Annotated in this window: 23 protein-coding genes and 1 pseudogene; 16 read left to right on the top strand and 8 right to left on the bottom strand. The window is 59.7% G+C overall.

From position 1 onward, the window contains the following. Positions 1 to 265 precede the first annotated feature (265 nt). From LJY25_RS05710 to LJY25_RS05690, 5 genes and pseudogenes are all read left to right on the top strand, one after another. On the top strand, positions 266 to 1573 hold the full coding sequence (locus LJY25_RS05710) for a hypothetical protein (RefSeq protein ID WP_227607276.1): 1308 nt from the start codon (positions 266 to 268) through the stop codon (positions 1571 to 1573). Between the two features lie 259 nt (positions 1574 to 1832). Next, entirely contained in the window at positions 1833 to 2762 is a 930-nt protein-coding gene (locus LJY25_RS05705) for a M12 family metallopeptidase (protein WP_227607275.1), read from the top strand. Positions 2763 to 3033: 271 nt separating this feature from the next. Next, positions 3034 to 3858: pseudogene (locus LJY25_RS05700) on the top strand (IS5 family transposase). A gap of 173 nt (positions 3859 to 4031) precedes the next feature. Beyond that, the gene (locus LJY25_RS05695; protein ID WP_227607274.1) at positions 4032 to 4730 is read left to right on the top strand and encodes a DNA-binding domain-containing protein; all 699 of its coding nucleotides are present in this window, start codon (positions 4032 to 4034) and stop codon (positions 4728 to 4730) included. 306 nt (positions 4731 to 5036) lie between these two features. Beyond that, a complete protein-coding gene (locus tag LJY25_RS05690) occupies positions 5037 to 5651 on the top strand; it encodes a hypothetical protein (protein WP_227607273.1) in 615 nt (204 codons plus the stop codon). 473 nt (positions 5652 to 6124) lie between these two features. Here LJY25_RS05690 and LJY25_RS05685 read toward each other — a convergent pair whose 3' ends face one another. Then, positions 6125 to 7075, bottom strand: a complete 951-nt coding sequence (locus LJY25_RS05685; protein WP_227607272.1) for an HNH endonuclease — start codon at positions 7073 to 7075, stop codon at positions 6125 to 6127. Positions 7076 to 7182: 107 nt separating this feature from the next. Here LJY25_RS05685 and LJY25_RS05680 point away from each other — a divergent pair, with 107 nt between their 5' ends. Further along, a complete protein-coding gene (locus LJY25_RS05680; RefSeq protein ID WP_227607271.1) occupies positions 7183 to 8805 on the top strand; it encodes a Na+/H+ antiporter in 1623 nt (540 codons plus the stop codon). A gap of 321 nt (positions 8806 to 9126) precedes the next feature. Here the strand turns inward: LJY25_RS05680 and LJY25_RS05675 are convergent, their stop codons facing one another. Then, on the bottom strand, positions 9127 to 10110 hold the full coding sequence (locus LJY25_RS05675) for a GlxA family transcriptional regulator (protein ID WP_227607270.1): 984 nt from the start codon (positions 10108 to 10110) through the stop codon (positions 9127 to 9129). A gap of 185 nt (positions 10111 to 10295) precedes the next feature. Between LJY25_RS05675 and LJY25_RS05670 the strand changes: the two genes are divergently transcribed. Genes LJY25_RS05670 through LJY25_RS05650 form a run of 5 tightly spaced genes read left to right on the top strand, consistent with a single transcriptional unit; the run spans position 10296 to position 12487 of the window. Next, positions 10296 to 10715, top strand: coding sequence for a VOC family protein (locus LJY25_RS05670; RefSeq protein ID WP_227607269.1), 420 nt, complete (start codon positions 10296 to 10298; stop codon positions 10713 to 10715). A gap of 37 nt (positions 10716 to 10752) precedes the next feature. Next, complete coding sequence (locus tag LJY25_RS05665; RefSeq protein WP_227607268.1) at positions 10753 to 11157, top strand: DoxX family protein; 405 nt, start codon at positions 10753 to 10755, stop codon at positions 11155 to 11157. 38 nt (positions 11158 to 11195) lie between these two features. After that, the gene (locus LJY25_RS05660) at positions 11196 to 11735 is read left to right on the top strand and encodes a dihydrofolate reductase family protein (RefSeq protein ID WP_227607267.1); all 540 of its coding nucleotides are present in this window, start codon (positions 11196 to 11198) and stop codon (positions 11733 to 11735) included. Positions 11736 to 11757: 22 nt separating this feature from the next. Continuing rightward, on the top strand, positions 11758 to 12189 hold the full coding sequence (locus LJY25_RS05655; RefSeq protein WP_227607266.1) for a DoxX family protein: 432 nt from the start codon (positions 11758 to 11760) through the stop codon (positions 12187 to 12189). Positions 12190 to 12232: 43 nt separating this feature from the next. After that, positions 12233 to 12487 carry a hypothetical protein gene (locus LJY25_RS05650; RefSeq protein ID WP_227607265.1) on the top strand — a complete coding sequence of 85 codons (255 nt, stop codon included), beginning with the start codon at positions 12233 to 12235 and terminating at the stop codon, positions 12485 to 12487. A 57-nt stretch (positions 12488 to 12544) separates the two neighbouring features. Here the strand turns inward: LJY25_RS05650 and ettA are convergent, their stop codons facing one another. Continuing rightward, positions 12545 to 14209 (bottom strand): energy-dependent translational throttle protein EttA, encoded by a 1665-nt coding sequence (ettA, locus tag LJY25_RS05645; RefSeq protein ID WP_227607264.1) that lies wholly within the window; start codon positions 14207 to 14209, stop codon positions 12545 to 12547. A 206-nt stretch (positions 14210 to 14415) separates the two neighbouring features. Here ettA and LJY25_RS05640 point away from each other — a divergent pair, with 206 nt between their 5' ends. The 3 genes from LJY25_RS05640 (at position 14416) to LJY25_RS05630 (ending at position 16912) form a co-directional block, all read left to right on the top strand. Continuing rightward, positions 14416 to 15714, top strand: a complete 1299-nt coding sequence (locus tag LJY25_RS05640) for a DUF349 domain-containing protein (protein ID WP_227607263.1) — start codon at positions 14416 to 14418, stop codon at positions 15712 to 15714. A gap of 129 nt (positions 15715 to 15843) precedes the next feature. Next, positions 15844 to 16065, top strand: coding sequence for a DUF2795 domain-containing protein (locus LJY25_RS05635; RefSeq protein ID WP_019948259.1), 222 nt, complete (start codon positions 15844 to 15846; stop codon positions 16063 to 16065). Between the two features lie 46 nt (positions 16066 to 16111). Further along, positions 16112 to 16912, top strand: coding sequence for an ABC transporter ATP-binding protein (locus LJY25_RS05630; RefSeq protein ID WP_227607262.1), 801 nt, complete (start codon positions 16112 to 16114; stop codon positions 16910 to 16912). An 82-nt stretch (positions 16913 to 16994) separates the two neighbouring features. Here LJY25_RS05630 and LJY25_RS05625 read toward each other — a convergent pair whose 3' ends face one another. The 5 genes from LJY25_RS05625 to LJY25_RS05605 all read right to left on the bottom strand — a co-directional run bounded on the left by LJY25_RS05625 (position 16995) and on the right by LJY25_RS05605 (position 22622). After that, complete coding sequence (locus LJY25_RS05625) at positions 16995 to 17777, bottom strand: hypothetical protein (protein WP_227607261.1); 783 nt, start codon at positions 17775 to 17777, stop codon at positions 16995 to 16997. A 248-nt stretch (positions 17778 to 18025) separates the two neighbouring features. Then, positions 18026 to 18865 (bottom strand): helix-turn-helix domain-containing protein, encoded by an 840-nt coding sequence (locus LJY25_RS05620; RefSeq protein WP_227607260.1) that lies wholly within the window; start codon positions 18863 to 18865, stop codon positions 18026 to 18028. A gap of 62 nt (positions 18866 to 18927) precedes the next feature. After that, positions 18928 to 20103 carry a lycopene cyclase family protein gene (locus LJY25_RS05615; protein WP_227607259.1) on the bottom strand — a complete coding sequence of 392 codons (1176 nt, stop codon included), beginning with the start codon at positions 20101 to 20103 and terminating at the stop codon, positions 18928 to 18930. A 129-nt stretch (positions 20104 to 20232) separates the two neighbouring features. Further along, positions 20233 to 20943 carry an LOG family protein gene (locus LJY25_RS05610; protein ID WP_227607623.1) on the bottom strand — a complete coding sequence of 237 codons (711 nt, stop codon included), beginning with the start codon at positions 20941 to 20943 and terminating at the stop codon, positions 20233 to 20235. A 416-nt stretch (positions 20944 to 21359) separates the two neighbouring features. Then, positions 21360 to 22622, bottom strand: a complete 1263-nt coding sequence (locus tag LJY25_RS05605; RefSeq protein WP_227607258.1) for an ABC transporter permease — start codon at positions 22620 to 22622, stop codon at positions 21360 to 21362. A 150-nt stretch (positions 22623 to 22772) separates the two neighbouring features. On the opposite strand from LJY25_RS05605, the gene queA reads away from it, so the two are divergent. Next, the gene (queA, locus tag LJY25_RS05600; RefSeq protein ID WP_227607257.1) at positions 22773 to 23822 is read left to right on the top strand and encodes a tRNA preQ1(34) S-adenosylmethionine ribosyltransferase-isomerase QueA; all 1050 of its coding nucleotides are present in this window, start codon (positions 22773 to 22775) and stop codon (positions 23820 to 23822) included. A gap of 160 nt (positions 23823 to 23982) precedes the next feature. Next, entirely contained in the window at positions 23983 to 24699 is a 717-nt protein-coding gene (locus tag LJY25_RS05595) for a 2-C-methyl-D-erythritol 4-phosphate cytidylyltransferase (RefSeq protein ID WP_227607256.1), read from the top strand. Positions 24700 to 24773 lie beyond the last annotated feature (74 nt).

The raw sequence follows: 24773 nt of genomic DNA, 5'->3' as shown, positions 1-24773 counted from the left end.
AGCCGGAGCACACAAATGATTACTTCCTTCCATCGCTTGAGCTTCGCGCATCCCTCCTAATGATAACCTCACTCTTTACAAATCAGACATGTATAAAATGCTACTCCGGCTTTCTCTTCTCTCCTTCTTCGTGGGGCTCACAACGAGCCTAGCACACGCGCAGCAGAGTGCCAGGCAGAATGCCACGAACACGATAAAGATAAACTTGAGCAACAGATCGATCTCGTATCCTACCCCAACTATACGTCAAAACGGCATTTACTATGTGAAAATCGATAGCATTAACTTAAACGTCTACAAAGTAACACTCGCCAACAAAGACACGACCATCGCTTCGACCCTGACGTTTCCGACTTTTGAGAGCATCGGGCTGGACGCATTGACCAAGGCCGTGGGTCAGATTCCAGACTTTACGACCCTTTCCTCGATAGCTCAAGCCGAGCGTGTAGCTAAGTCGCAACTGTTCAGCGATGATGCTTTAAATGACAAGGCTAAGCGCATCATGCACGTTGAAACGGACCCGCAGCTTCGGAAAAAAGATCAGGTCAATACGCAATTCGAACATTATAAGAAACTTGTGAGTCAGCACACGGACTCTTTGCGCAACATCAATCGGCAAGTGGACGCGCTGGTACTGGCCGTGAGTAATTTTGGGCTTAGCTATCAAGCAGACGCGAGCAATCCCATGAAGTCGGCTCTTGCCGCAGGTTTCGCAGCGGACAAAGTGCTCGACTACAGCGCCAAGTTGCGCAAACGTATTAGCGATGTGAGTCAACAGGCAGTAGTTGCAAGCACGAATTTCAATCAGTACGTGTACGACAACCTCGGTACAATCACGGCGGACGAAGAACTAAAAAAAGGTGCTGCGGCCTTGGAGAACGCGTTCACGGCCTTGAAAACAACAGGTGACAAGGCTGCCGCCGCAATTGATGCGGGTAAAGTCACAACGCTGCTCACCGCGCTTATCCATCTGGAGAACAACAAAGCGACGTCCTATATCTCGCTACCGCTGCAATTGAAGGGTGACTACTCACGCATTAAAATCAAAGTAGAGCCGATCCGCACGGATACAAACCTACCGCGGTTCGAGACCGAGTTAGAATACCCTGCCACCAAACGATTCTACATTGGCGGCGGCGCTTCAATCTACCGCGGCGGGCTGACCAATGAGGCGTACAGCGTTTCCGCAACTAAAATCTCCGATACGCGCACGGACTATCGTGTTGTCCAAGAACCTGAAAGCCGCGGGGAACTGGGGTTTGCTGCCCTGCTGCACTTTGGCAACAAAATTTACCCCACCTCCATGAACAACTTGGTGGGCCTGCACGGCTCCATTGGCCCCGCCCTGGCCATCAGCAACAAAGTGCGGCCACGCCTGGCCGCTGGCGCAGGGCTTTCCGTGGGACGGAAACAAGCACTAACCGTGGACGTGCTGGCTATGGGAGGGTACGTTGATCGTCGAAGCAATGTGTACAGTCCAATGGCTGTTTACAACGAAGAGCCCAAACAAGTAACGGTGTCGCAACTAGACTTTAAGCTTGCCCTTTCCCTTGGGTACATGTATAAGTTCTAAGGCGTATTAACCACTGCACGGCGTGCCAGCCGGTTTATAGGCACGCTCCGGAAATGCAGGTGCACCGGTGCGTTATTGTGGTTTAAGCGATGACTTACTTGCTCAGCCATGTTGTCCAGGACGAGTTATGATAACCATACTTCCTGTATTAGGCCTATGATATGTTAGGCTTATTAATAATGTATAACGCGCTTTAGCTGAGCATGTCATTATACTCTACTCCAACACAACATACTTCACTCCAACATACTCCAATCCAATGGTTACTACTACCAGTAAAAAGCGGCTGCAGATAGCAGTACTGCTTGCAATAGTAATGGTCTTTGAATCCTGTTCACAGGACAACCCGAAACAAGACCAGAACTCCCCACCAAGCGCAGAGGCTTCAGCTAATGCTTCGATCCGGCTGCTTTATGGTGAGAACGTATATACGGTCTATGGTCAAAGGTCTGGTGACGCCTTGTTGGTCGAGGGAGACATGCTATTTCCGCTACCTGCAAATACAGACACAGGCATGGAGGCAGCTGCAGATACAGGTGTGACTGCGGAAAAAGAGGTTCAGACTTTTGACGGCGTGGTTACCGCTAATGTATGGGATACTTCAGGAAGCATGATCGTGGTGCCGTACACGCTTAATGCGAACGTGGATACAACCAAAGAAATTGGCAAGCGCATTATGGACGGCATGCGTTGGTGGCGGCGGCGCATTCCAGTCCAGTTCCGACCCAGCACTAGTTCAGATGTTGATTATGCTGAATTCATCGTGAACCAGACGGAGTCATCTAGCTTTGTTGGGTGCATACGTAGAGGCAAGCAGTTGATCAAGCTAGAAAACAACCGGCCTACTGGTACGGTTGCACACGAAATTGGGCACCTACTGGGTCTGTACCACGAACAGAACAGAGGGGATAGAAGCGGTTATGTAACAATCGCGGAAAACTGCCTTAAGAATAATAACTACAGCTTGGCGTTCGACAAAGACCGCACCGCTAAGGACCGGGAGCCATACAACTACTACTCGATCATGCACTACCCGCTCAATGACTGCATAACGATTAACCAAGCGGGCGTACCTGTTGGTACGACCTTACCCAAAGGCGTACCAGGCCAGCGCGACAGCATTGCGGTCAGCGATGTTGAAGCGATATTGTACGCCTATCGCTTAGGGCAGTATCAGCACATTCCTTAGTTTAACTTCTTTTAGACAGCAGTCTCAACACAAAGCCCCGCCGTAAACTACGGCGGGGCTTTGTGTTCATGAATAACTCACCTTATGATAAGCGACAACACCCTGTCCCGCGCAGCCTAGGCACTGAGCGTGCACTGCCCCGAAAGTCCTGTTCGAAAAAACGAATCGCTTACTCAATGCTCTCCCGAACCGGGTCTGAATTGGTGCTGTATAGCAACTACAACGACTCCTTAGTGGTGAACAGACTAGTCTAGAGCGTGTTAATGACTTGTTGAGCAACTGGGATGAAAAGGCCCACCCTAGTTATCCGAGCGATGTAAGCGACTAAGAATGGGGCTTTGCTGCGCCCTACCTGACGTTGATTAGCGAAGCGGCCCCGCAGCGGGAGTACCCCCTGCGGTGCTTGTTCGATGTCGTGCGCCTCTTGGCCCGTATGGGGGTGCCCTGGCTCTACCCGCCGGATGATTTTCCGGCTTGGCCGGCCGTCAACCAGCAGCTGCGCCGTTGGCTCGAGGCCCGGTGTTTTGAAACGATGGTCGACGATTTATGTCAGCTGCTGCGCACGGCCCAAGGCCGCCCAGCCTAGCCCTCGGCCATCCTGCTCGACAGCCGTACGCTGCAAAGCACGCCCGAAAGCGGGCACCAGGCCGCTTACGACGGGGCCAAGCGGCGCAAAGGCAACAAGGTGCACATCGCCGTGGACACGCTGGGGCACTTGCTGTCGACGCTGGTCACGCCGGCCAACGAAGAGGACCGGGCCCAACTAGCGGCCCTGGCCGAAGAAGTGCAGGCCATTACCGGGTAATCGGTCACGCTGGCCTACGTCGACCAAGGCTACACCGGACAGGGACCGGCCTAGGCGGCGGTAGCATAGGGTATCGAAACGCACGTGGTCAAGCTACCCGCGGCCAAACGAGGCTTTATGCTACTGCCCAAGCGCTGGGTCGTGGAACGCTCTTTCGCCTGGGCCGCCCGGTTCCGACGATTGGCACGGGACTACGAACGCCTCACCACGACCCTGGAGGGCATTCATTATCTCGTCTTTGCCTGTCTGATGCTTGTCAAAGCAAATCACATCAACCTGCTAAGTCAATAACACGCTCTAGTGGCTTACGAAGCAGGCAGCTCATTCCAACACTCCTGAATTTCGGCCTGTAGCACCTAGAATTCAAGCGCATAGGGAGCCTAACATTCAGTGCTGACACTGATTCGGAGAGAATGAAGCACGCTCATATTTGAGCGTGCTCATCTCTAATCAGTTCCACTACTATGCCCATCCGTTATTCGCTTATTGAAAACAAGCTAACCGCCGCGCCCGATGACTACCGGGGCCAGGTGCAGCACAACACCTCCGTCAGCATTGAGGACATCATGCGTAAAATTTCCCGTCCTGGCTCTACCGTGACGGCGGCCGAGGGCCTTGCCTTCTGGGAGGAGCTAAGCCAAGCCGTGGTAGCCGAGGTACAGGCCGGCAACCGGGTGGTTTCGGACCTATTTGTGGTAGGCCTGGGTCTCACCGGCACCTTCGATTCGGCTCAGGACGCCTTTGACGCCGCCCGGCACCAGTTGCGGGTGCGGGTATCGCCGGGGTTGCGGCTGCGCAAGGCCGAGCAGGGACTGAGCGTGGAGCAGGTGCGTGCCGATACCGTGCAGCCCCAGCCCGATCAGCTTCACGACTTCTCCTCCGACACTACCAACGACCGTCTCACCAAGGGCGGCACCGCCCGCCTCACCGGGGAACGGCTTAAGTTCGATGACACTGACGTTACCCAGGGTTTGTTCCTGGTCGCCACCGACGGCACTGAAACTTACCTCACCCGCCTGCTCACCAATAAGCCCAGCGAGCTGCTGTTCATGGTGCCGGCAACTCTTGCAAATGGACAGTACCGGCTGGTAGTGCGGGCAAAGCCCTTCGGCAATCAAAGCCTGCGCACCGGGGAGCTTGGCAGCCTGCTCACCATCAGCTGAGCCGAGGCATTGCTTCAGTCGGAGTCACCGAAGCAATCAGTAACTCCGACTGAAGCAATAGTTAAACAGGAATCTGAGAGGATTCTTTCCATTCTCGGGAATCTTACTCTCATCATGTCGAGTGAAGTCAAACTAAGTCTCCATTCAAACACATTCCTAGGGAACAGAAACGCTCCGGGCAAGATTAGCCGCTCCCCGCACCATCACAAAGAGAATGGCAGTGGCAAGGCATTTAATTCTGAATTTCCTTAAAACATTAGTGGTCTGAACAAACCAATGGCGTAACCTTCCGGAGTAACATAAAACATGAACATGGAGACCAGAAACCATTTAAAAAACGGGGCGAAACCGAAAAGCCAAATGAGTAGGTTATTTATAAACGAACAGACGATGAAAACACTTGGCCAAAAGGTAATTTTGATTCTTACTTCCCTGATAGTCTTTGGAATTTATGGATGTGGCGATAACAGGCAGGCTGATGCTAATAAGCAGAGCACTCAAGAGGAAGACATGATAGTGAATCTGAAAGAATCTGATTTTACTAAATTAGATTCTGATACTACATGGGCAAAGGCAGCAAAGGATTCTATTAAGGTCGATATCAGTTCCGCAGAAGACCTTAGCAACAAGTCAACCCTCGCACCCGATAATATTTTAAGAGTAGAGGGAACGGCCTCAATTAGTTGGAAGGGAACGAGCGGATGCTGCAGCCAGGGTACCGTTAACGACCAGGCAAAACAAGCCATTGAACAATGGGTAGGAATGCAAATTTTAGCAAACAGACCTCATAGGTATTACAGGTCCGGTATGATAGGCGAAGTAAAGAGCGCACATTGCTCATCAAAAACAACCTGGGACAACAAAAGGAGCTGCAAAGGATCCTGGCACCAGCCATATTTCATAGAATTCGTTAAACAATGAGTTTCAACAAATAGCCAACATCAACTAATTTTTACCAGCTTTCTTTCTCTTCAGACTGAGCGATGTTGAAGCAGGGTAATTGTTACTCCCCTCGACCATACATAAAACAGCCCCGGCCGCGCAGGCAGCCGGGGCTGTTTTATATACGACGCAGCGGGACCTTAGTCCCCATCCAACCCCGCCAGCAATTCCCCGAAATCCATCTGCTCCCAGAGCTAGTAGGGTTTGCGGGCGGGGCGGCCCCGGTGGCGGGGTGTGGCCGCTGCTTCTCTTGTCGCCTCGGCCGGCTCCGGCTCGGCTTCTGCCTCCGTAGCGGCAGTGCCGGCCGGGGGGCCAGGGCCTCGCGCAGGGCGGTTTGCAGCAGCTGCTCAGCCAGCTACCAGCTTTCCCGTATTCGATAATCCAGCGCATCGCAGTGCTGCATGAGCTGTTCCAGCTTCGCCACGATGCGGTGCTGGTCGGTCACTTCTTGATTAGCTACCCATTGGGCAAAACCCCTCCCGCCGCGGCCACCACTCTGACCGCTCCGGCAGCCGCAGCTTCTCCCCTTCGAACTGCAGCAAGCCATGCTCTGCGCCCCGCAGCTCACGGAAGGAAGACGCTATCCGCACCCGATAGTCCTGGTCAATGCGGAGCAGGTGACGATCAAAGGCGCGGTGCAGGGTGGGCGTGAGAGCCAGGCCGTTGCCGATAGTGTCGTCGTGGCTGACGGACCAGGGTACGATGTGGCAGGCATCGAGCAGGGGCGCCACGGCACTGGTGCCAGTGCTGATCAGCTGCAGGCCCGAAATGGCGCAGGTGTAGTTGTAAACGCGTAGTACCTCGCGCTTGAAAACGGCGCTGCGCACGGCAATTTCCACTTCGTCGGCGACGTTGATATGCGTGCTGTACACGGCCGCGGGCTCTTCCAGCATCTGCCGGCCCAGGTCGCGCAGCACGTCGGGGCCAGCGGTGGGGCGGTACCGGAAGCGGGTTTGCGGGAAGTAACGGTCAAGCAGCGCGTCGCGGAACAGTTGGCGCATGGCAGCATCCTGAAGCAGTTCCCACAAGGGCGTATCCAACGCTGCGTAGGCTAACGTTTGCCGCAGGTGGCCCAGGCTGCGTGGGGAGCCCGACGTCGTAAGCAGCAGGGGCTGGCCGAAGTGGGTGTGCAGGTGCCAGAGCTTGTCGCCGGTCAGGTGAAAGAACGGCAGGGCAAAGTTGTTGGCCCGAAACCGGCCCGATACACTCAGGTCGCGGCAGTTGCTTTGGAACGCGGCCAGTAGTTCGGGCGTGATGACAATCTGGTTGTCGAGGATAATGCCTTCTTGAATTCCCTCCAGCACTGCCAGCAACAGGGCCGGCTTGTAGGGTGCTTCCTCGCCCCCGAGGCGGCTGGTCTTAAGCTTGCGAATGCGGGTGAGGTACTGCGAAAGGTCGGACATACGACGGGTAAGATAAGCAGCCGGCGCGTTGGCAGCTCACCGGCCGGGCGGCGCAACGCGGCGGGCTTAGTACCTTCCGGCCCTAACGATGTATTGCCGACCCCGCTATGCCTGAAACCGCCCTGCACGAAACGATTCTGCTGGTCCTGGGCCTCCTGTTTGCCATGCTGCTGCTCGTGATGCTGAGCCAGAAGCTGCGCATCTCTTACCCGATCTTTCTGGTCCTGGCCGGGCTGGCCCTGGGCTTCGTGCCGGGCCTGCCGCTCATCGTCATCAAGCCCGACCTGATCTTTCTGATTTTCCTGCCACCCCTGCTTTACCAGGCCGCCTGGGAAACGTCGTGGCGGGAGTTCTGGCGGTGGAAGCGGCCCATTGCCCTGCTCGCCTTCGGGCTGGTGTTCTTCACTTCCACCATCGTGGCCTACGTGAGCCAGGCCATGATTCCGGGCTTTACGCTGGCGCTGGGCTTTCTGCTGGGCGGCATCATTTCCCCGCCCGACGCGGTGGCTGCTACCTCGGTGCTGAAGGGCGTGCGCGTGCCGCAGCGGGTGACCAGCATCCTCGAAGGCGAAAGCCTGATCAACGACGCCAGCTCCCTGATCGTGTTTCGATTTGCCCTGGCCGCCGTGCTGTCGGGGGCGTTTTCCTGGCAGCAGGCAGCCACCTCCTTTCTGCTGGCCAGCGGGATGGGTCTGGCCGTGGGGCTGGTGGTGGGCTATGGATTTTACCTGCTGCACCGCTACCTGCCCACCACGCCCAGCATCAACACGGTGCTCACCTTTCTGGCCCCCTACGCGATGTACCTGCTGGCCGAGCAGTTTCACTTCTCGGGCGTGCTGGCCGTGGTAAGCGGGGGGCTGCTGCTCTCCCAACGCTCCCACCGCGTGTTCGACGCCGACACCCGCCTGCAAGCGGCCAGCGTGTGGAGCAGTGTGGGCTTCGTGCTCAACGGGCTGGTGTTTATCCTGATCGGGCTGCAGCTGCCGGTGGCGGTCCAGGGGCTGGGCTCCTACTCGCTCGGCCAGGCCATTGGCTACGGCCTTATCATCAGTGTTATCGTGATTCTGATCCGGCTGCTGTGGATGTATCCGGCCGCGTTTGTGCCCCGCTGGCTGTTTCGCAGCATCCGGGAGGCGGAAACCAGTCCGGGCTGGCAGGGCCCGCTGATTATCGGCTGGGCCGGGATGCGGGGCGTGGTGTCATTGGCCTCGGCGCTGTCGGTGCCGCTGCTGCTGAGCAACGGGCAGGCGTTTCCGCAGCGCAACCTGATTTTGTTTATCACCTTCGTGGTGATTCTGGTGACGCTGGTTTTTCAGGGCCTCACCCTGCCGGCCATCATCCGCTTCACCAAGGTTTCCGAAATCGACGAGCGGATGCCGCCGGAGCAGCAGGAAGCCGGCATCCGCCTGCGGCTGCGGCGGGTGGCAATTGCCCGCCTGAGCCAGCATTACGCCACTGACATGGCGGAAAACGAGCTGATCGGGGCCCTGCACCACCGCATGCAGGCCGAGGCCCAGCGCACCGGCAACCTGCTCGAAGCCCTGGACTACGACGAGTCGAAGCAGCGGGCCCTGCAGCGCTACCACCAGGTGCTGCTCGACGTGTTGCGCGTGCAGCGCGAGGAGCTGTTCGTACTTCACCACGAGGACGTGTTCGAAGAAGAAATGCTGCGCCACCAGGAAGCCCAGCTCGACCTCGACGAAGCCAAGATCAGCCACATGCCGCATTAGGGTTCGGCTGATGGCAGTTGGCTGCTAGCTATTCCAGGATAACAGCAGCTAATCGGCTCACCTAGAAGTACTAATTAGACCGTCATGCTGAGCCCCGCGAAGCATCTCTACCGCTTCATTGAAATAGTAATCCAACGAAGCGGTAGAGATGCTTCGACTTCGCGTTGCTCCGCTCAGCATGACGTTCTTTTCCCAACAATGTCAGCACGGGTGAGCAGCTACGGTGCTATTCGGGTCCTCAGTCCGTGGTTGGATAAGCTACTTGCTCGGAATGACCGTCTCACTTGGTAGCAGGCTTGCCTATGCGCACCTCTTCCCTGCCTACGCCACCACCGCCCGGGCGCGGTTGTACTTGTCGCGGTACTGCTTGGGCGAGAGGCCGGTGATGCGCTTAAAGGTGAGGCGGAAGGCTTTAGGGTCGGTGTAGCCGACGTGGTACATCACCTCGTTCACGTTTTCCTGTGAGGACTCCAGGCTGTTTTTGGCGGCCTCGATCTTTACCCGCTGAATGTACTCCACCACCGAGTTGGCCGTGGCCTTTTTAAAGCGCCGCTCCAGGTTGCGCCGGCCCAGTGCCAGCATCGACGCCAGCTGGTCCACGGTAATCTTTTCCTGGTAGTTGTCCTCGATGTAGGTCTGGGCCTTTTTGATGGGCTCGTCAGCGTGGGCTTTCTGCCCGTTGAACACCACAAACGCCGATTGACTGACCCGCTCAATGTCGATCTGAAACACCTTGGCGCAGAACACGGCCATGTCGCGGCCCGCGTACTTCTCGATCAGGTACAGCACCAGGTTCAGGTAGGAAAAGGCCCCGCCGCTGGAGTAGATGCCGTGCTCGTCGGTGATAAGCCGGTCCTCAATCAGCTCTACCTCGGGGTACATCAGCCGGAAGTCGTTGGCCGCGGCCCAGTGGGTGGTACACTGCCGACCCTTGAGCAGGCCGGTGGCGGCGAGCAGAAAAGCGCCCAGGCACAGACTGGCGACCTCGGCCCCGTCCTGGTACCGGGCCAGAATCCAGGGCAGGAACTCCCGGTTGGTTTCCACAGCCGCGGCCAGGTTTCCGTCCACGGCCGGGATGATGACCAGGTCGGTGCGTTCCACGTCCCCGATCAGCAGGTCGGTGGAGATGGTGTAGAGCCCCCCGCACACCGGCGTCTCGCGGGTAAGGCCGACAAGCTGAATCCGGAACAGCGGGGGCTGGCCCATACGCTGCAACAGGGCATTTACTTCGCTGAATACCAGTCGGGGCCCTTCGATGCTGCCGAGCACGGCTCCTTTGGGAACGAGAATGGAAATGTGCTTCATGGTTTTAAAGCTAAGCGGTGGTGGTGTCGCAATCAACCCTGAATTCGTCGGATTTACCCCTGCTGAGAGGCGCCTTCGTTTACTAATTTTGTTGGCATCAGAGCACCGGCAATGATACTACATTTATTAGCAATGGCGGTGCCCGCCACTACTGAATTCATCATCCACCTTTAAGTATATCACCCATGAGCACTCCCCGTCTTACCCCCTACCTCACGTTCAACGGCACCTGCCGCGAGGCCATGACCTTCTACCAGCAGTGCCTCGGCGGCGAGCTGATGGTGCAGACGTTTGAGGGCACGCCCGCCGCCGAGCACGTGGCGCCCGACGCCTTGCAGAACGTGATGCACTCCTCGCTGACCACTGCCGATATGGTGCTGATGGCCTCCGACGCCGGCATGGGACCCGTCAGCAAGGGCGACATGGTTTCGCTGTCGATCAACTGCCAGAGCCCGGAGGAAATCCAGCGTCTGTTTGAGCTGCTCTCCGCCGGTGGCACCATCACGATGCCGCTGCAGGACACGTTTTGGGGCGCCACGTTCGGCATGTTCGCCGACCGCTTCGGCATCGACTGGATGGTGAACTACGACAAGCCCCAGCAATAATTCCCGCGCCTTTTCCACCACCAGCTTCACCCTCGTTATGAAAAAGACAACCCTGCTCTACTGGATCTTCACCGGCCTGCTGGCCGCCGGCATGACCGCCTCGTCCATCCCGAACGTGCTGAGCGACCCGGAGGCGGTGGCCTTCTTCCGGCACCTGGGCTACCCGGCTTACCTGCTGCCTTTCCTGGGCGTGGCCAAGCTGCTGGGGGCGCTGGCTATCCTGGTACCCGGCTTCCCGCGCCTGCGGGAGTGGGCCTACGCCGGCTTCACCTTCGACCTGCTCGGGGCCGTGTACTCCGGCCTGGCGGTAGGCGACCCGGTAAGCCAGTGGGTTCCGGTGATGGTGGGCTTCCTGCTTATTGCGGCATCCTACACACTTAACCGCCGGCGGCAGGAAGCCGCGGCCATTACGTTTGGCCCGACCCAGCCGGAGCTGGCCTGAGCCCTGGTTATTAGCGCTTATCCTTTATTCTTCTACCCATGCGAAACGTCGTTGTCGCCATGTACCTCACGCTCGACGGCGTGATGGAAAACCCGGCCTGGACCGGCCCTTACTTCAACGAGGAAGTGGGCAAAGCCCAGCGGGACCTGCTCTTCGCCAGCGACGCCCTACTGCTGGGCCGCGTCACCTACCAGGGCTTTGCCGCCGCCTGGCCCACCATGACGGATGAGGACGGGTTTGCCGACCGGATGAACGCCCTGCCCAAGTTCGTGGCTTCCCGCACGCTCAAAGCGGCGGAGTGGAATGCTACCCTTCTGCCAGCTGACGTGGCCGAAGCCGTGCGGGAGCTGCGGGAGCAGAACGGGCAGAACCTGCTGATTTACGGCAGCGGGCAGCTCGTCCGCACCCTGATGCAGCACGACCTGATCGACGAATACCGCCTCATGGTGCACCCGCTGGTGCTGGGCGTCGGTCTGCGCCTGTTTACCGAAGAAGCCGCGGCCACCCTGGAGCTGGTAAGCAGCTACGCCACCAGCTCGGGCGTGCTGATGCTTACCTACCGCCCCGTTCGCAGCTAACTCACTTTTACAATTAGAAGCCATGCACGTCATCACGCTCCCCATTTCTAGTAGGCAGGCATTGCGCCGGACCAAAACCCTCCGGACGCTGTACTGGTCCGTAACCGGCCTGTTTGCCCTGCTGCTGCTTATGGCCGGCATTGCAGAAGCATTATTCCGTCCCGAAGGCCAGCAAATCATGCGCCACCTGGGCTACCCGGTGCACGTCCTGACGGTTATCGGAGCCGGCAAGGTGCTGGCGGCAGTGGCGCTGGTGCAGCCGTGGTTCCGCACCCTCAAGGAGTGGGCCTACGCCGGCATCACCTTTACCCTGCTCGGCGCCTGCGCGGCCCGGGCCTCCGCCGGCGACAGCACGATTCTTATTTTGTCTCCCCTGATTTTTCTGGCGGTGATGCTGCTGTCGTATTATCTCTGGAAGAAAACCGGGTCGTCGGAGTACCGCTATGCTGATTAACCTCGCCCGGTCACCCGACTACGGGCCCACCCCCAGTCCGTCCGTGCCCAAGCAAGTCCGCGTTATGGTCGAAGTATTCAAAACCAACGTGCGCAGCCGCCGCCACGCCAAGGCCCTGCTGACCCGGATCCATGCCGCCTACCAAGAGTGCCGGGCCAACTTCGACCTTGAAGACCGTGACCGGATTCTGCGAATTGAGTGCGCCAACGAGTTCATTCATCCCGCCAGCCTGATTCAGCTGGTGCGGGATGCCGGGTTCGAGGCCGAAGTATTGCCCGACGAGCCGGTAGTCCGGTAAATGCAACGAGCCGCCGGATATGCTTCCGGCGGCTCGTTGACTATTGGTGTAAACCGGTTAGCCCAGCTTCTTGTAGCGCACGCGTTTGGGCTCCACGTCGCCGAGGCGCTTTTTCTTGGCTTCCTCGTAGTCCGAGAAGTTGCCCTCGAACCATACCACTTCCGAGTCGCCTTCAAAGGCCAGGATGTGGGTGGCGAGGCGGTCCAGGAACCACCGGTCGTGGCTGATGATAACGGCGCAGCCGGCAAAGTTTTCCAGCGCGTCTTCCAAAGCCCGGATGGCGTTTACGTCCAGGTCGTTGGTAGGCTCGTCGAGCAGGAGCAGGTTGGCGCCCTGCTTGAGCGTAGTAGCCAGGTGGACGCGGTTCTTCTCCCCGCCCGACAGCATGGCTACCTTCTTTTCCTGGTCGCCGCCGCGGAAGTTGAAGTTGCTCACGTAGGCGCGGGCATTCACCGGGCGCCCGGCCAGCAGCATGGTCTCGGTGCCGCCCGAAATCGTCTCAAACACCGACTTGCTCGGGTCCAGGGTTTCGTGCTGCTGATCCACGTAGGCAAACTGCACGGTGGGGCCTACCTCGAACGAGCCCGCGTCGGGCTTGAGCTGGTCGGCAATCAGGCGAAACAAGGTGGACTTGCCCGCGCCGTTGGGTCCGATGATGCCCACGATGCCGCCCTGGGGTAGGGAAAACGACAAATCCTGGAACAGGAGCTTGTCGCCGAAGGCCTTGGTGATGCCGTGGGCTTCGATGACCTGCCCGCCCAGGCGGGGGCCGTCGGGGATGAACAGCTCGAGGCGCTGCTCTTTTTCCTTGGCTTCCTGGCTCACGAGCTTATCGTAGCCGGCAATCCGGGCCTTGCTCTTGGCCTGCCGGGCTTTGGGGGCCATACGCACCCACTCCAGCTCGCGCTGCAGGGTTTTCTGGCGCTTGCTCTCCGTTTTCTCTTCCTGGGCCAGGCGGTTCGACTTCTGCTCGAGCCACGACGAGTAGTTGCCTTTCCACGGAATACCCTCGCCGCGGTCCAGCTCCAGAATCCAGCCCGCCACGTTGTCGAGAAAGTACCGGTCGTGGGTGACGGCAATGACGGTGCCTTTATACTGCTGCAGGTGCTGCTCCAGCCACAGCACACTCTCGGCGTCAAGGTGGTTGGTGGGCTCGTCGAGCAGCAGCACGTCGGGCTCCTGAAGCAGGAGGCGGCACAGGGCTACGCGGCGCTTCTCACCGCCGGAGAGGTTGCCAATGACGGCGTCGGCGTCGGGGGTGCGTAGCGCGTCCATGGCGCGCTCGAGCTTGGAGTCGAGGTTCCAGGCGTCGAGGTGGTCGAGGCGCTCCTGCACGGTGCCCTGGCGCTCCAGCAGCTTGTCGAAGTCGGCGTCCTCGGCCCCGAAGGCCTCGTTGATTTCGTCGAACTCCTTGAGCAAAGCCACGGTTTCGGCCACGCCTTCCTGCACGATGTCCATCACGGTCTTGGTGGGGTCGAGCTGGGGCTCCTGCTCGAGGTAGCCTACCGAGTAGCCCGGCGAGAACACCACTTCCCCCTGAATCTGCTTGTCGACCCCGGCAATGATTTTCAGCAGGCTCGACTTACCCGAGCCGTTCAGGCCCAGCACGCCGATTTTGGCACCGTAGAAGAACGAGAGGTAGATATTTTTGAGAACCTGCTTCTGGGGCGGATACACTTTGCTCACGCCGGCCATGGAAAAGATAATCGTCTGGTCGCTCATGTAAGGGGAAAGGTTGATAGATTCGAACGGAAAGCCGGACCCGAAAAGCCCTGCATTCGTCAAAGGTAGGCAACCAGTCCCTGGTTTCCGAAGTACTTTAACCGCCCGCGGGAGCGGCTTATTTGCCCCGGTTCCCGTAAACTTGTACCAGGCTACTCCTTTCCACCGGCCGACAAACCACCGTATCCGCCCGAGTTATTCGCTTTATGGAACAACATGACCACTTGCTGGCCGAAGCCCGCCGCTATGGCTACATCGAGGGCGACCAGGTGTGGCTTCGCCCGTTCATGGATTTGCCCGCCCGGCAGGTAGGGCTGGTAAAAGAGTCCGAAGAAGCGTCCCTGCGCTACTTCGCCCAGCGTTTCGAAACCTTCCGCGCCAAAGTCGAGGAACTGCTTGCCAAGATCGAGCAGTCCGACAACAAAGGCTCGTTTCTGATGAAGGCCCTGCACCTCAAGGAGCAGGTAGCTTCCTACGACGGTCTGGGCGACTTCGAGAGCCTGCACCGCCGCCTCACCGAAGCCGAAGAGTCCATCAAGGTAACGGTGGCGCGCAACCGCGAAAAGAACCTGGGCACCAAGATCAACCTGATCAAGGAAGCCGAGGAGCTGGCCAGCACCGTGGACTGGGTGGCCGCCGTGGAGAAAATCAAGGAGCTGCGCGCCGCCTGGATCAAGACCGGCCCCGTGGACAAGCAGCTGACCGACGAATTGGAAACCCGGTTTCAGGGCGCGCTCGACCACTTCTTTGCCCGCAAGAAGGAGTTCCAGGCCGATAAGAAGTCGATGGCCAACCGCGTGGTCGACAAGTACCGGGAGCTGATTCACAAGTCGGAGGCCCTGCAGAACTCCAACGACTTCGAGGACACGACCCGGCAGCTCAAGGAGCTGCAGTCGGCCTGGAAGGAAGTAGGCGGCTCGTTGCCCCGCAAGCAGGCCAACGAGCTGTGGACCCGTTTCCGGGCGGCGCACAACCACTTCTTTGAGCGCCTGAAAGTGCACATCAGCACCCAGCGGCCCGAGGCGGCCGGCAGCAGCGGCGAAGACAACCTGGCCCGCAAGCGCGCCTTGGTAGCCGAAGCCAACGCCCTGCTACAGCGCCCCCCGTCCGAGGCGGTGGCCCGGGCCAAGGAGCTGCAGGCCGCCTGGAAAAAGGTAGGTCCCGTGCGCGGGGAGGAATCGGACCGGGTGTGGGAGCAGTTTACCCTGGCCTGCGACAAAGTATTCGAGTTCAGCTCCCTGGAGCACTTTATCCGCAAGCGCCAGCCCGCCGTAGCCGAGACGCCCGAGGAGCAGGTGAACGTGCGCGTGCAGGCCCTGCGCGACTTCATCAAGTACGACCGGCAGGAGCTGGAAGTGCTGGAAGAAAACCTGGGCAAGCTCAGCGCTGCGCCCGGCAATGAGGCCTTCCGAACCATGCTGCAGGGCAAGATCCGGACGTTTGAGCGGAAAATCCGCACCAAGAACGAGCTGATCGAGCTATTGCGCCAACGGCTGCCCGCCTGACCCAACATTAGGCAGTAATTTACGTTGTCGCTGATAGCCGGCTTGTCCGGCAGCGCATTCCGCCCTGGTCGCGGTATATTGCTGTCAAATATTTACTTTTGCCAACCTTTTTTTGTAGCACACACGACTATGTACTGGACTCTGGAACTTGCCTCTTATCTGGAAGATGCCCCCTGGCCCGCCACCAAGGATGAACTGATTGATTACTCCATCCGCTCGGGCGCTCCGATGGAAGTGGTAGAGAACCTGCAGGCCCTGGAGGACGACGGTCAGCCTTACGAAAACATTGAGGAAGTATGGCCGGACTACCCGACCAAGGAAGACTTCATGTTCAACGAAGACGAGTACTAGTGCTTGGCTGATTGGTAATTGTTGAGAGCTGATTGTTGATTGTCGGATGAAACCAAATGGAGTCACGCACGGCAACCCGGAATTAACACTCAACCATCAACAATCGGCTCTCAAAATTGAAAATCTGGTTGCGGGGTATGAACAGCGCGTTCTGCTTCGCAACCTTTTTTTGTGCGTGCCCGGGCCGGCTTTCGTGGCCATCGTGGGGCACAACGGCTGCGGCAAAACCACGCTGTTTCGGACGCTGACGGGCCAGTTGCCCTACCAGGGCACGATCAGCGTGCAGGGCCGGGACCTGCGGGCGGTGCGCCGGCCCGCCGCCGAAGGACTGCTGGCCTACCTGCCCCAGCGCAGCTCGGTCGGCTTTTCCATTACCGTGCGCGAGCTGGTCGTGATGGGCCGCTACCGCCATCAGCGCCTGCTGAGCGCCTATGGCCCGGCCGACTACACGCTGGCCGAAGCCGCCCTGGTTCGCGTGGGCGCCGCGCACCTGGTCCGGCGGGATTTTACGCTGCTTTCGGGCGGAGAGCAGCAGCTGGTGTGGCTGGCTCAGCTGTCGCTACAGGACAGCCCGCTCTGCCTGCTTGACGAGCCCACCCAGCAGCTTGACGTGTACTACCGGCGCCGGATTTTCCGCCTGATGCGGGACTGGGTGGAAACGGAGGGCAAAACAGTGCTCTGCATAACCCACGACCTCGACAACCTGCCGGACATGCCTGGCTACCTGCTCAACCTATCATCGCCGGTACCCCAGCTGCAGCCGCTCAGCCGTGCTACGGTGGCTGCCGCGCGGGCGTGGCTGGAAGACGAGGCCAGCCTGGTGCCTACCTCTATCCCACCAGCATAGCCTAGCAGGCCCTTAAAAGAAGCGCCCGCACCCTGTCGATGCAGGGGCGGGCGCCCATCAATCAAAACCGGGCGGACAGCGCCTACCGGCTCAGGTCGCCGGTGCAGGCATCGCTCGTGCCCACTGCGGTGGCACCGATGTTGAGGCGGCTGGTAAAGGAAACGTAGCTCAGCGTGTAGTTGTACGACGTGCTGCTGATGGCGGCGTTACCCGTCATCCGCCCCTCTCGTAAATCTCCCTGGCTGATGACGGTACCCGGCGCGCCGGCGTTGGCAATTTCAAGCCCGGTACGGCTTGTGGTTTTCCGGATTGCCCAGGCATAGCTGCGACCGGCCCCGCTGACGCAGGCCAGATTCCCGTTCCAGGTTCCTACCCATTCGTCGCGGGCATCGTTGAGGTTGGCGAAGTAGTTCTGGTTGGCCCCATCCTGGTAATCGAGGCGTAGCGCGTTGTTGGACAGGCCGATTACCGCGTTGCGCTCGGAGGCGTTGGGGTAGTTAAACGTCAGGTTCCACTTGGCCGCACGGCGGTCCCACTGCACCGTGACCGGGCGGCGCACCTGGTCGGTGACGAAAAGTATGCTGCCTTCCATCGTTTCGGCGCTGCTACCGGCGGTTGCCCGCAGCGTCAGCTCCACCCGGTCGCGGGGGCCCAGCGTACCCCACATAAGCTGCCCCGACCACTCGCCGGTGTAGGGAGTACGGTCAGGAGCCTGGGTTTCGAGGTTCTCTTCCTCGCAGGAGGTGAGCACGGGCGTCAGCAGCCCGGCCCATACCAGAACGAGCAGCAAGCGAAGCAGGTAAGCGGGGCGCGACCGGGCGGCACGGGAAGCAGACGGGTCGGCGGGGCGGATGCGTACATTCATAACCGGCGAGATAAAGTGAGGAAATGGTATACAGCAAAAGAACTCTGCCTACCCCCGCCCGGTATTGTATAAATCGGACAATTGCCCCCGCCTTGCCTCACATATAGATGTGAGGTCTCCCGGTTGTAGCCGGGGCCGGCTGTCCGTCGAATCGGGTCTGCGAGGTACCGAAGCACGTTTTCCGCGTTCCATTCAAGGCTTTGGGTCATACCGTAGCGGAACACCCCCGGCGCTTCTGCTTTCTTCCGCTACTCCCCAAGTTCGCGCAAACCCCGCAGGTGCTCCCGGGTGACCACATAGCCGGTGCGAAACTGCCCGGGTGATTGGCCGCTGAAAGCCCGGAACTCCCGGATAAAATGAGCCTGATCGGTATAGCCACAAGCCTGCAGCACCTCGGTCCAGCCCGCTTCCGACGTCTGCTCGAGCACCTGCACGGCCTGTACAAAGCGCACGATTCGCCCAAACTGCTTTGGCCCGACGCCCACCGCGTGCCGGTACCAGCGAAGCAGCGTCCGCTCGGTGACGTGAAAGCGCCGGGCCAGCTCGGCTACCGTCGGCCGGCCGGCTTCCGCCTCGACGTGCGCCAGGATGGCGGGCAGCTCCCGGGGAGCTTTTCGGGTTGCCGGCGCGTCGGCCAGCGTCAGCAGCGCCTCGTCCAGGCAGCTCAGGGGAGCGGCCGGGTCCAGAGCCGGGGTCAGGGTAGCCAGCGTAGCGGGCGAAGTCAGCTCCGCCAACGGACGGGCGTTGTTCATTAGCCCGGCCATATCCACGCCCAGCAGCGCCGCGCAGCCACCGGGCCGGAACTGCACGGCGACGACGTCGAGCGGTGCCCGCAGCTGCGGGCGGAAGCGGGTGGTGTACTGTCCTAATACGCTCCAGGAATTGGTAGGCAGTGGAGGCGAGTCCGCGTGGAGCTGCACGCTGAACGAGCCGGGGCGGACCCCGATCAGAAACGTATCGGCCAGGGGGAAATAGTGACTCTGGAGCGTTTCCGCACCGGCCTGCGGCAGGTAGTAGCGCACGTAGGCACGGACCCAGGGCTGGAGCGGAGCGGCGGGTAAAGCCAGGGTGAGCAGATCTGGTTTCATAACTTGGACATTACAGGCTCAACCATCCCGGGTCAGTTCAGTTTGCCGCTGCCCACGCTATTCTACCTGACTCCCGGTCGGCCGCGCAGCACGTGCCGGATGGAGCGCAGGAAAGGAGCGGACGTCACCGAGTTCAGGATCAGGAAATTTTCCCGCCAGCTGGTTTTCTCGTCCAGGAAGTCAAGCATCCGCTCCAGCGGGTTGCGCTGAAACAGCTCGGTAAAAATGTCGCGGGTGGTTTCGCCCCGGCGCTGCATGATATCGAGCAGCAGGGTGTCGAACAGGCGGAACTGGGGCTGGTCGGTGGTGAGGCGACGCGGGGGCTTACCGGTGGAAGCCAGGGCGTTAACGAGGTGCTCGGAGTGCTGCTGAATGCGCTGAAACGCGTAGCCGGTGCTGGGCTTGGCACGCCCGGCCCGGGTGCCGAGGTTAATGATGTGAGCCCCGTCGCGCAGGGGCAGCGGGTGGTCGGTCATGGGGATGGCGCCCTGCTCCCGCTCCACAATCCGGTAGCTTGTCAGTCCCAGCGTGTTGGTCAGGTAGTCGCGCAGGGCGGCCTCGTACGCTTCGTCGGGCAGCAGCCGGCCGGAAAACAGCGTGTACTCCACCAGTGCCCGGCGCGGCGCAAAGGGCAGCACGTATATAAACCGCGCCTCGTGGTGCTGGGCGCCCCGAAAGTCCATGAACTCCACCGTAGCCGGGTCAAACGCGTCCTGCTCGGTTTCCACTTCCCAGCCAATGAAATGCTGGAGCAGGTAGCGGTACTTGTCGGGCCGTTGGGTAAGCTTCGGCGGACGGCTGTCGAAGGCGTAGCGGGCCGCGAAGCTGCCGGCGCCGGTACGGGCCGTTACGCCGCCCGACGTGTTTTCCAGGCTTTCGACGGAGGCCCGGACCACCGTAACCTGCGGGGCGGCGGCCAGGACCGCGTGCACGAACCGGTAGAAGTCGATCCCCCGGATGGTCTGGTACCGGTAGCGGCTCAGGGGAAATATCTGCTCGAAGCCCGGACTCCGGAACGCCAGCTGCCGCCATTCCCGCACGGCAATACCGTCGAAGGGCGTGGGCTTCTCGGTCCAGAACGACCAGGTCCGGTCGTTCTGGTCTTTGGCTTCGGGCTCCAGCAGCAGGATGCGCTTGTCGCGCAGCCGGGGCTCCTGCACCAGGTAGTAGGCCAGGCTCAGCCCCGCCGCGCCGCCGCCGGCAATCAGATAGTCGTAGTCGAAGGCAGCGTCGGGCAAGAGGGCAGCGAGTTAGGGAAAGCGCGAAGATGCAACCAGAACCGCCAAACACGGGGTCAGGTTGGGCGGCACCAACAAAAAAGCCGGACCCTGGCAGGGTCCGGCTTGGGCTTGCGGCCAGCTTCGTGATTAGAAGTTGGGCGAGAGCAGGTACTTGGAGTAGAACTCGTCGATGATTTTCACGGCCGAATCGGCGTCGTCGACGAGCTGCACCAGGTTCATGTCTTCGGGCGAGATGTTGCTCTCCTCTTCCAGCATCACCTGCTGAATCCAGTCGAACATGCCCTGCCAGTACTTGGTACCCACCAGCACGATGGGGAAGCGGCCGATTTTTTTGGTTTGAATCAGGGTAACAGCCTCAAACAGCTCGTCGAGGGTGCCAAAGCCGCCGGGCATGCCGATAAAGCCCTGCGAGTACTTCACGAACATCACCTTGCGGACGAAGAAGTAGTCGAAGTTGATAACCTTGTCGGAGTCGATGTAGATATTGTGGGTCTGCTCGAAAGGCAGCTCGATGTTCAGACCTACCGACTTGCCGCCCTCGGAGCGGGCGCCCTTGTTGCCGGCCTCCATGATGCCGGGGCCGCCGCCGGTGATAACACCGTAGCCGTGCCGCACCAGCTTGGCCGCAATTTCCTCGGCCATCTTGTAGTAGGGGTTGTCGGGCTTGGTGCGGGCCGAACCGAAGATCGAGACGCAAGGGCCAATCTTACCCATCTTCTCGAAGCCTTCCACGAACTCGGCCATCACCTTGAAGATCTGCCAGGAGTCGGCAATCTTGATTTCGTTCCAGTCCTTGTCAACAAAGGCTTTGCGGATGCGCTGCTCGTCATCCACCATCACGCCGCGCTCCCCGTGGGTGTTCTCGCGGATGTCGCTGATAGAGGTGACCTTGTTATCGTTGATGTTCGGCTGAACGATGGTCTTGCCGCTCCCCATGTTGAGGTTCTCGTCGGCGAGCTTGGTTTTACTGGTTTTCTTGAGTTTCGTCATAGCAACTACGCGTTGAAGGCTGCGCGCCGGTCATAGGGTAGGGTTTTCGGCGCGGCGAAAGTGGTTTGGGTAAGAAAGAAATGAAAAGCCCGCAGTCGGCGGCAACAGCACGGATCAGCTGCCGACAAAATCGGGGCGCGCAAGATACCACTTCCCAGCGAACCGCCAAGCGGTTGCCTCTCAGGCAGTAGGAAACACAGGAGCTTACCGGCCCGTCTGCACACCCGGGAGCCTCTGTTGAATAAAGCAGGCGCGGGGCTGGACTATTTTGAGCGAATGGCAATTACGGGGTCGAGGTTCGATGCCAGCACGGCCGGAATAATGCCCGCCAGCACCCCAATCACCACCGACACCGTCAGGCCCAGCGTGAGGTTGCTGGCCGAGAGAAACAGCGGCAGCGCGTCCTGGGGCAGCAGCGTAACCAGATACACCAGCAGGATGCCGGCCCCGCCGCCGATCAGACAGAGGAAAATGGCCTCGAACAGAAACTGGAAAAGGATAAAGTAGTTTTTGGCGCCCAGCGACTTTTGAATCCCGATAATGTTGGTGCGCTCCTTGACCGACACGAACATGATGTTGGCAATACCGAACCCACCCACTAGGATGGCAAAGCTGCCGATGATGGCCCCGGCAATGCCAATAACCGAAAACAGGTTGGTAATCAGCTCGGCAAACATTTCGGGCCGGTTCAGGGCAAAGTTGTCTTCCTCCCGGGGCTTGAGGCTACGGATGTTGCGCATGGCTCCCTTCATCTCGTACTCGAGGTCGAGCAGGCCCTGGTCTTCTTCCCGACCCTTCACCGCAATCAGGGGCGTAATGCCGGACAGGCCGTTGGTACTCAGGGCAAACATCTTGGTGAACGTGCCGAAGGGAATCAGGGAGTTGGTATCGTTGCTGGGGGCCCCGAGCATGTTCTTGCCTTCCTTTTCCATGACCCCGATGATGGCAAACCGGCGCCCCCGGGTCTTGAACTCCTGGCCCACGGCGTTGCCGTTCGGAAACAGGTTTTCGGCTACGTCGGCCCCGATGATGGCAACCGGGCGGGCGCCGTCAATTTCCTGGGGCGTGAAGTAGCGCCCCTCAGCAATGTTGACTTCCGACACGCGCCGGAAGTCGAAGCTCACGCCTTGCAGGTTGCAGCCCGACAGGCTGTTGCTGCCTACCTTGAAGACGTTGCCGCCAGCGGAGGCGAAGATGGCAATGCCGTTGTTGTTGGGCCCAAGCATGCGCTGCAGTTCCCGGAACTCCCGGACGGTGGGCACGGGGCGCTGGAAGTACTTCCACCAGGGGTAGTCGTTCGAGCTGAAGTCCCAGGGCATCTTCATCACGTAGATAACCTTGGTGCCCACGAAGTTCATGCTCTTGCGCACGCTGGCTTCAAGCGAATCGACGACGGTAAAGACGGTGATGATGGCGAAGATGCCGATGGTGACGCCGAGCAGCGACAGGATGGTGCGCAGCAGGTTGGAGCGGAGGGCCTGCCACGCGAAGCGGAAGCTTTCCAGGGTGAGGCGCAGGGCTAGCATCGGCGACGTAGTAAACTAAAGATCAGGCCCGCGCGGAATGCGGGCAACTAACGAATTCTGGCCGAAATTAATGATTTATCCGTTAAAGGTGCGTACTTTCGCCGTCCCAAATTTTAGGTATCTTCCCTTTCTAGTGCCCTTTCCGTCCGTATGAAACTGTCTGAGTTTAAGTTCGATCTGCCCGAAAACCTGGTTGCCCAGCATCCGTCCAAGAACCGTGATGAGTCGCGCCTGATGGTGCTGCACCGCGACAGTGGCAAGATCGAACACCGGGTGTTCAAGGACATCATCGAGTATTTCGGCGACGGCGACGTGCTTGTCGTGAATGATACCAAGGTATTTCCCGCCCGCCTCTACGGCAACAAGGAAAAAACCGGCGCCAAGATTGAAGTGTTCCTGCTGCGCGAGCTAAACAAGGACATTCACCTCTGGGACGTACTGGTAGATCCGGCCCGTAAAATCCGGGTGGGCAACAAGCTTTACTTCGGCGAAAGCGACATGGTGGCGGAAGTTATCGACAACACCACCTCCCGCGGCCGCACCATCAAGTTTCTGTTCGACGGCACCGACGAGGAGTTCTACAAGGCCCTGCACGACCTGGGGGAGACGCCCCTGCCCCGCGAGTCCATTACCCGCGAAGCCGAGCCCGCCGACAAGGAGCGGTACCAGACCATCTACGCCAAGCACACCGGCGCCGTGGCTGCCCCCTCGGCTGGCTTGCACTTCACCCGCGAGGTGATGAAGCGCCTGGAAATCAAGGGTGTGGACGTAGCGCCCGTTACCCTGCACGTGGGCCTGGGCACTTTCCGGGCCGTGGACGTGGAAGACCTGACCAAGCACAAGATGGACTCCGAGAACTTCATCGTTTCGGGTGAGTCGGCGGTTATCGTCAACAAGGCGCTCGACGGCAAGAAGCGGGTCTGCGCCGTGGGTACCACCACCATGCGGGCGCTGGAGTCGTCGGTTTCGGCGCACAACCGCCTAAAGGCCAACCAGGGCTGGACCGACAAGTTTATCTTCCCGCCCCACGAGTTCAAGATTGCCAACACGCTGCTGACTAACTTCCACACCCCGGAAAGCACGCTGATGATGATGACGGCCGCCTTTGCCGGCTACGATCTGCTCATCGAAGCCTACAAGCTGGCCATCAAGGAGAAGTATAAGTTTTTCAGCTACGGCGACGCCATGCTGATTCTGTAGGGGCTTGGTTGTTGGGGTCCGGGGGTCTTGGATTTTTTGTTCAACGATTCTTCCCTGCTCAACGCTAACTTCACGAAACGCCGAATGCCCGCCGGGCATTCGGCGTTTTGCATTACGGTCCTGCCGTACTTTGCGCCCTGCCCGGCTAGACCTGCCCTGTATGAACGACCCCAAGACCCCAAGTCCCCAAGACCCTAAGACCCCGGCAAGATTCGCCATTCTGGTGGCCGGGGGCAGCGGCACCCGCATGGGCGCCGACCGGCCCAAGCAGTTTCTGGAGCTGCACGGGGAGCCGGTACTGCTGCACACCCTGCGGCGCTTTACGGAGTTGGCTCTGGACGTGCAGCAGTGCATTATCGTGCTGCCCGCCGACCAGTTCGACGCCTGGCACCGCCTCTGCGCCCGGCATGAGGTAGGCATTCCGCACGTGGTCGTAGCCGGGGGGCACTCCCGCTGGGCTTCCGTCCGCAATGGCCTGGCGCACCTGGCCGGGCAGGAAGCAGGGCTGGTGGCCGTCCATGACGGGGTGCGTCCGCTGGTGCCGGCCCAGGTCATTGATGCTGCCTACGAAGCCGCCGCCCGGCACGGTACGGCCGTTGTCGCCGTGGCGCCCAAGGACTCGGTGCGGGCCATATCGGCGGAGGGTACCCATGCCCTGGACCGGGCTACGCTGCGCCTGGTGCAAACCCCGCAGGTTTTCGGGCTGGACCTGCTGCGCCGGGCCTACGAGCTGCCCGAGGAAGCCGGCTTCACCGACGACGCCAGCGTAGTGGAGCGTCTGGGGCACGCTATCCACCTCGTGGACGGCGACTACCGCAACCTGAAAATCACCACCCCCGAAGACCTGCTGCTGGCCGAAGCGCTGATGGGACAGTAAATGCTGGTGCAACGGAAAGAAGTGGCAAGTTTTCCTTCTCTTTGCAGCTTACCGCTCCCTGGGCTGCTTTCCCG

The organism is Hymenobacter translucens (assembly GCF_020685205.1).
Lineage (GTDB): Bacteria > Bacteroidota > Bacteroidia > Cytophagales > Hymenobacteraceae > Hymenobacter > Hymenobacter translucens.
The sequence above is the reverse complement of the archived record's forward strand: the minus strand, read 5'-3'. Positions and strand labels throughout refer to the sequence as shown.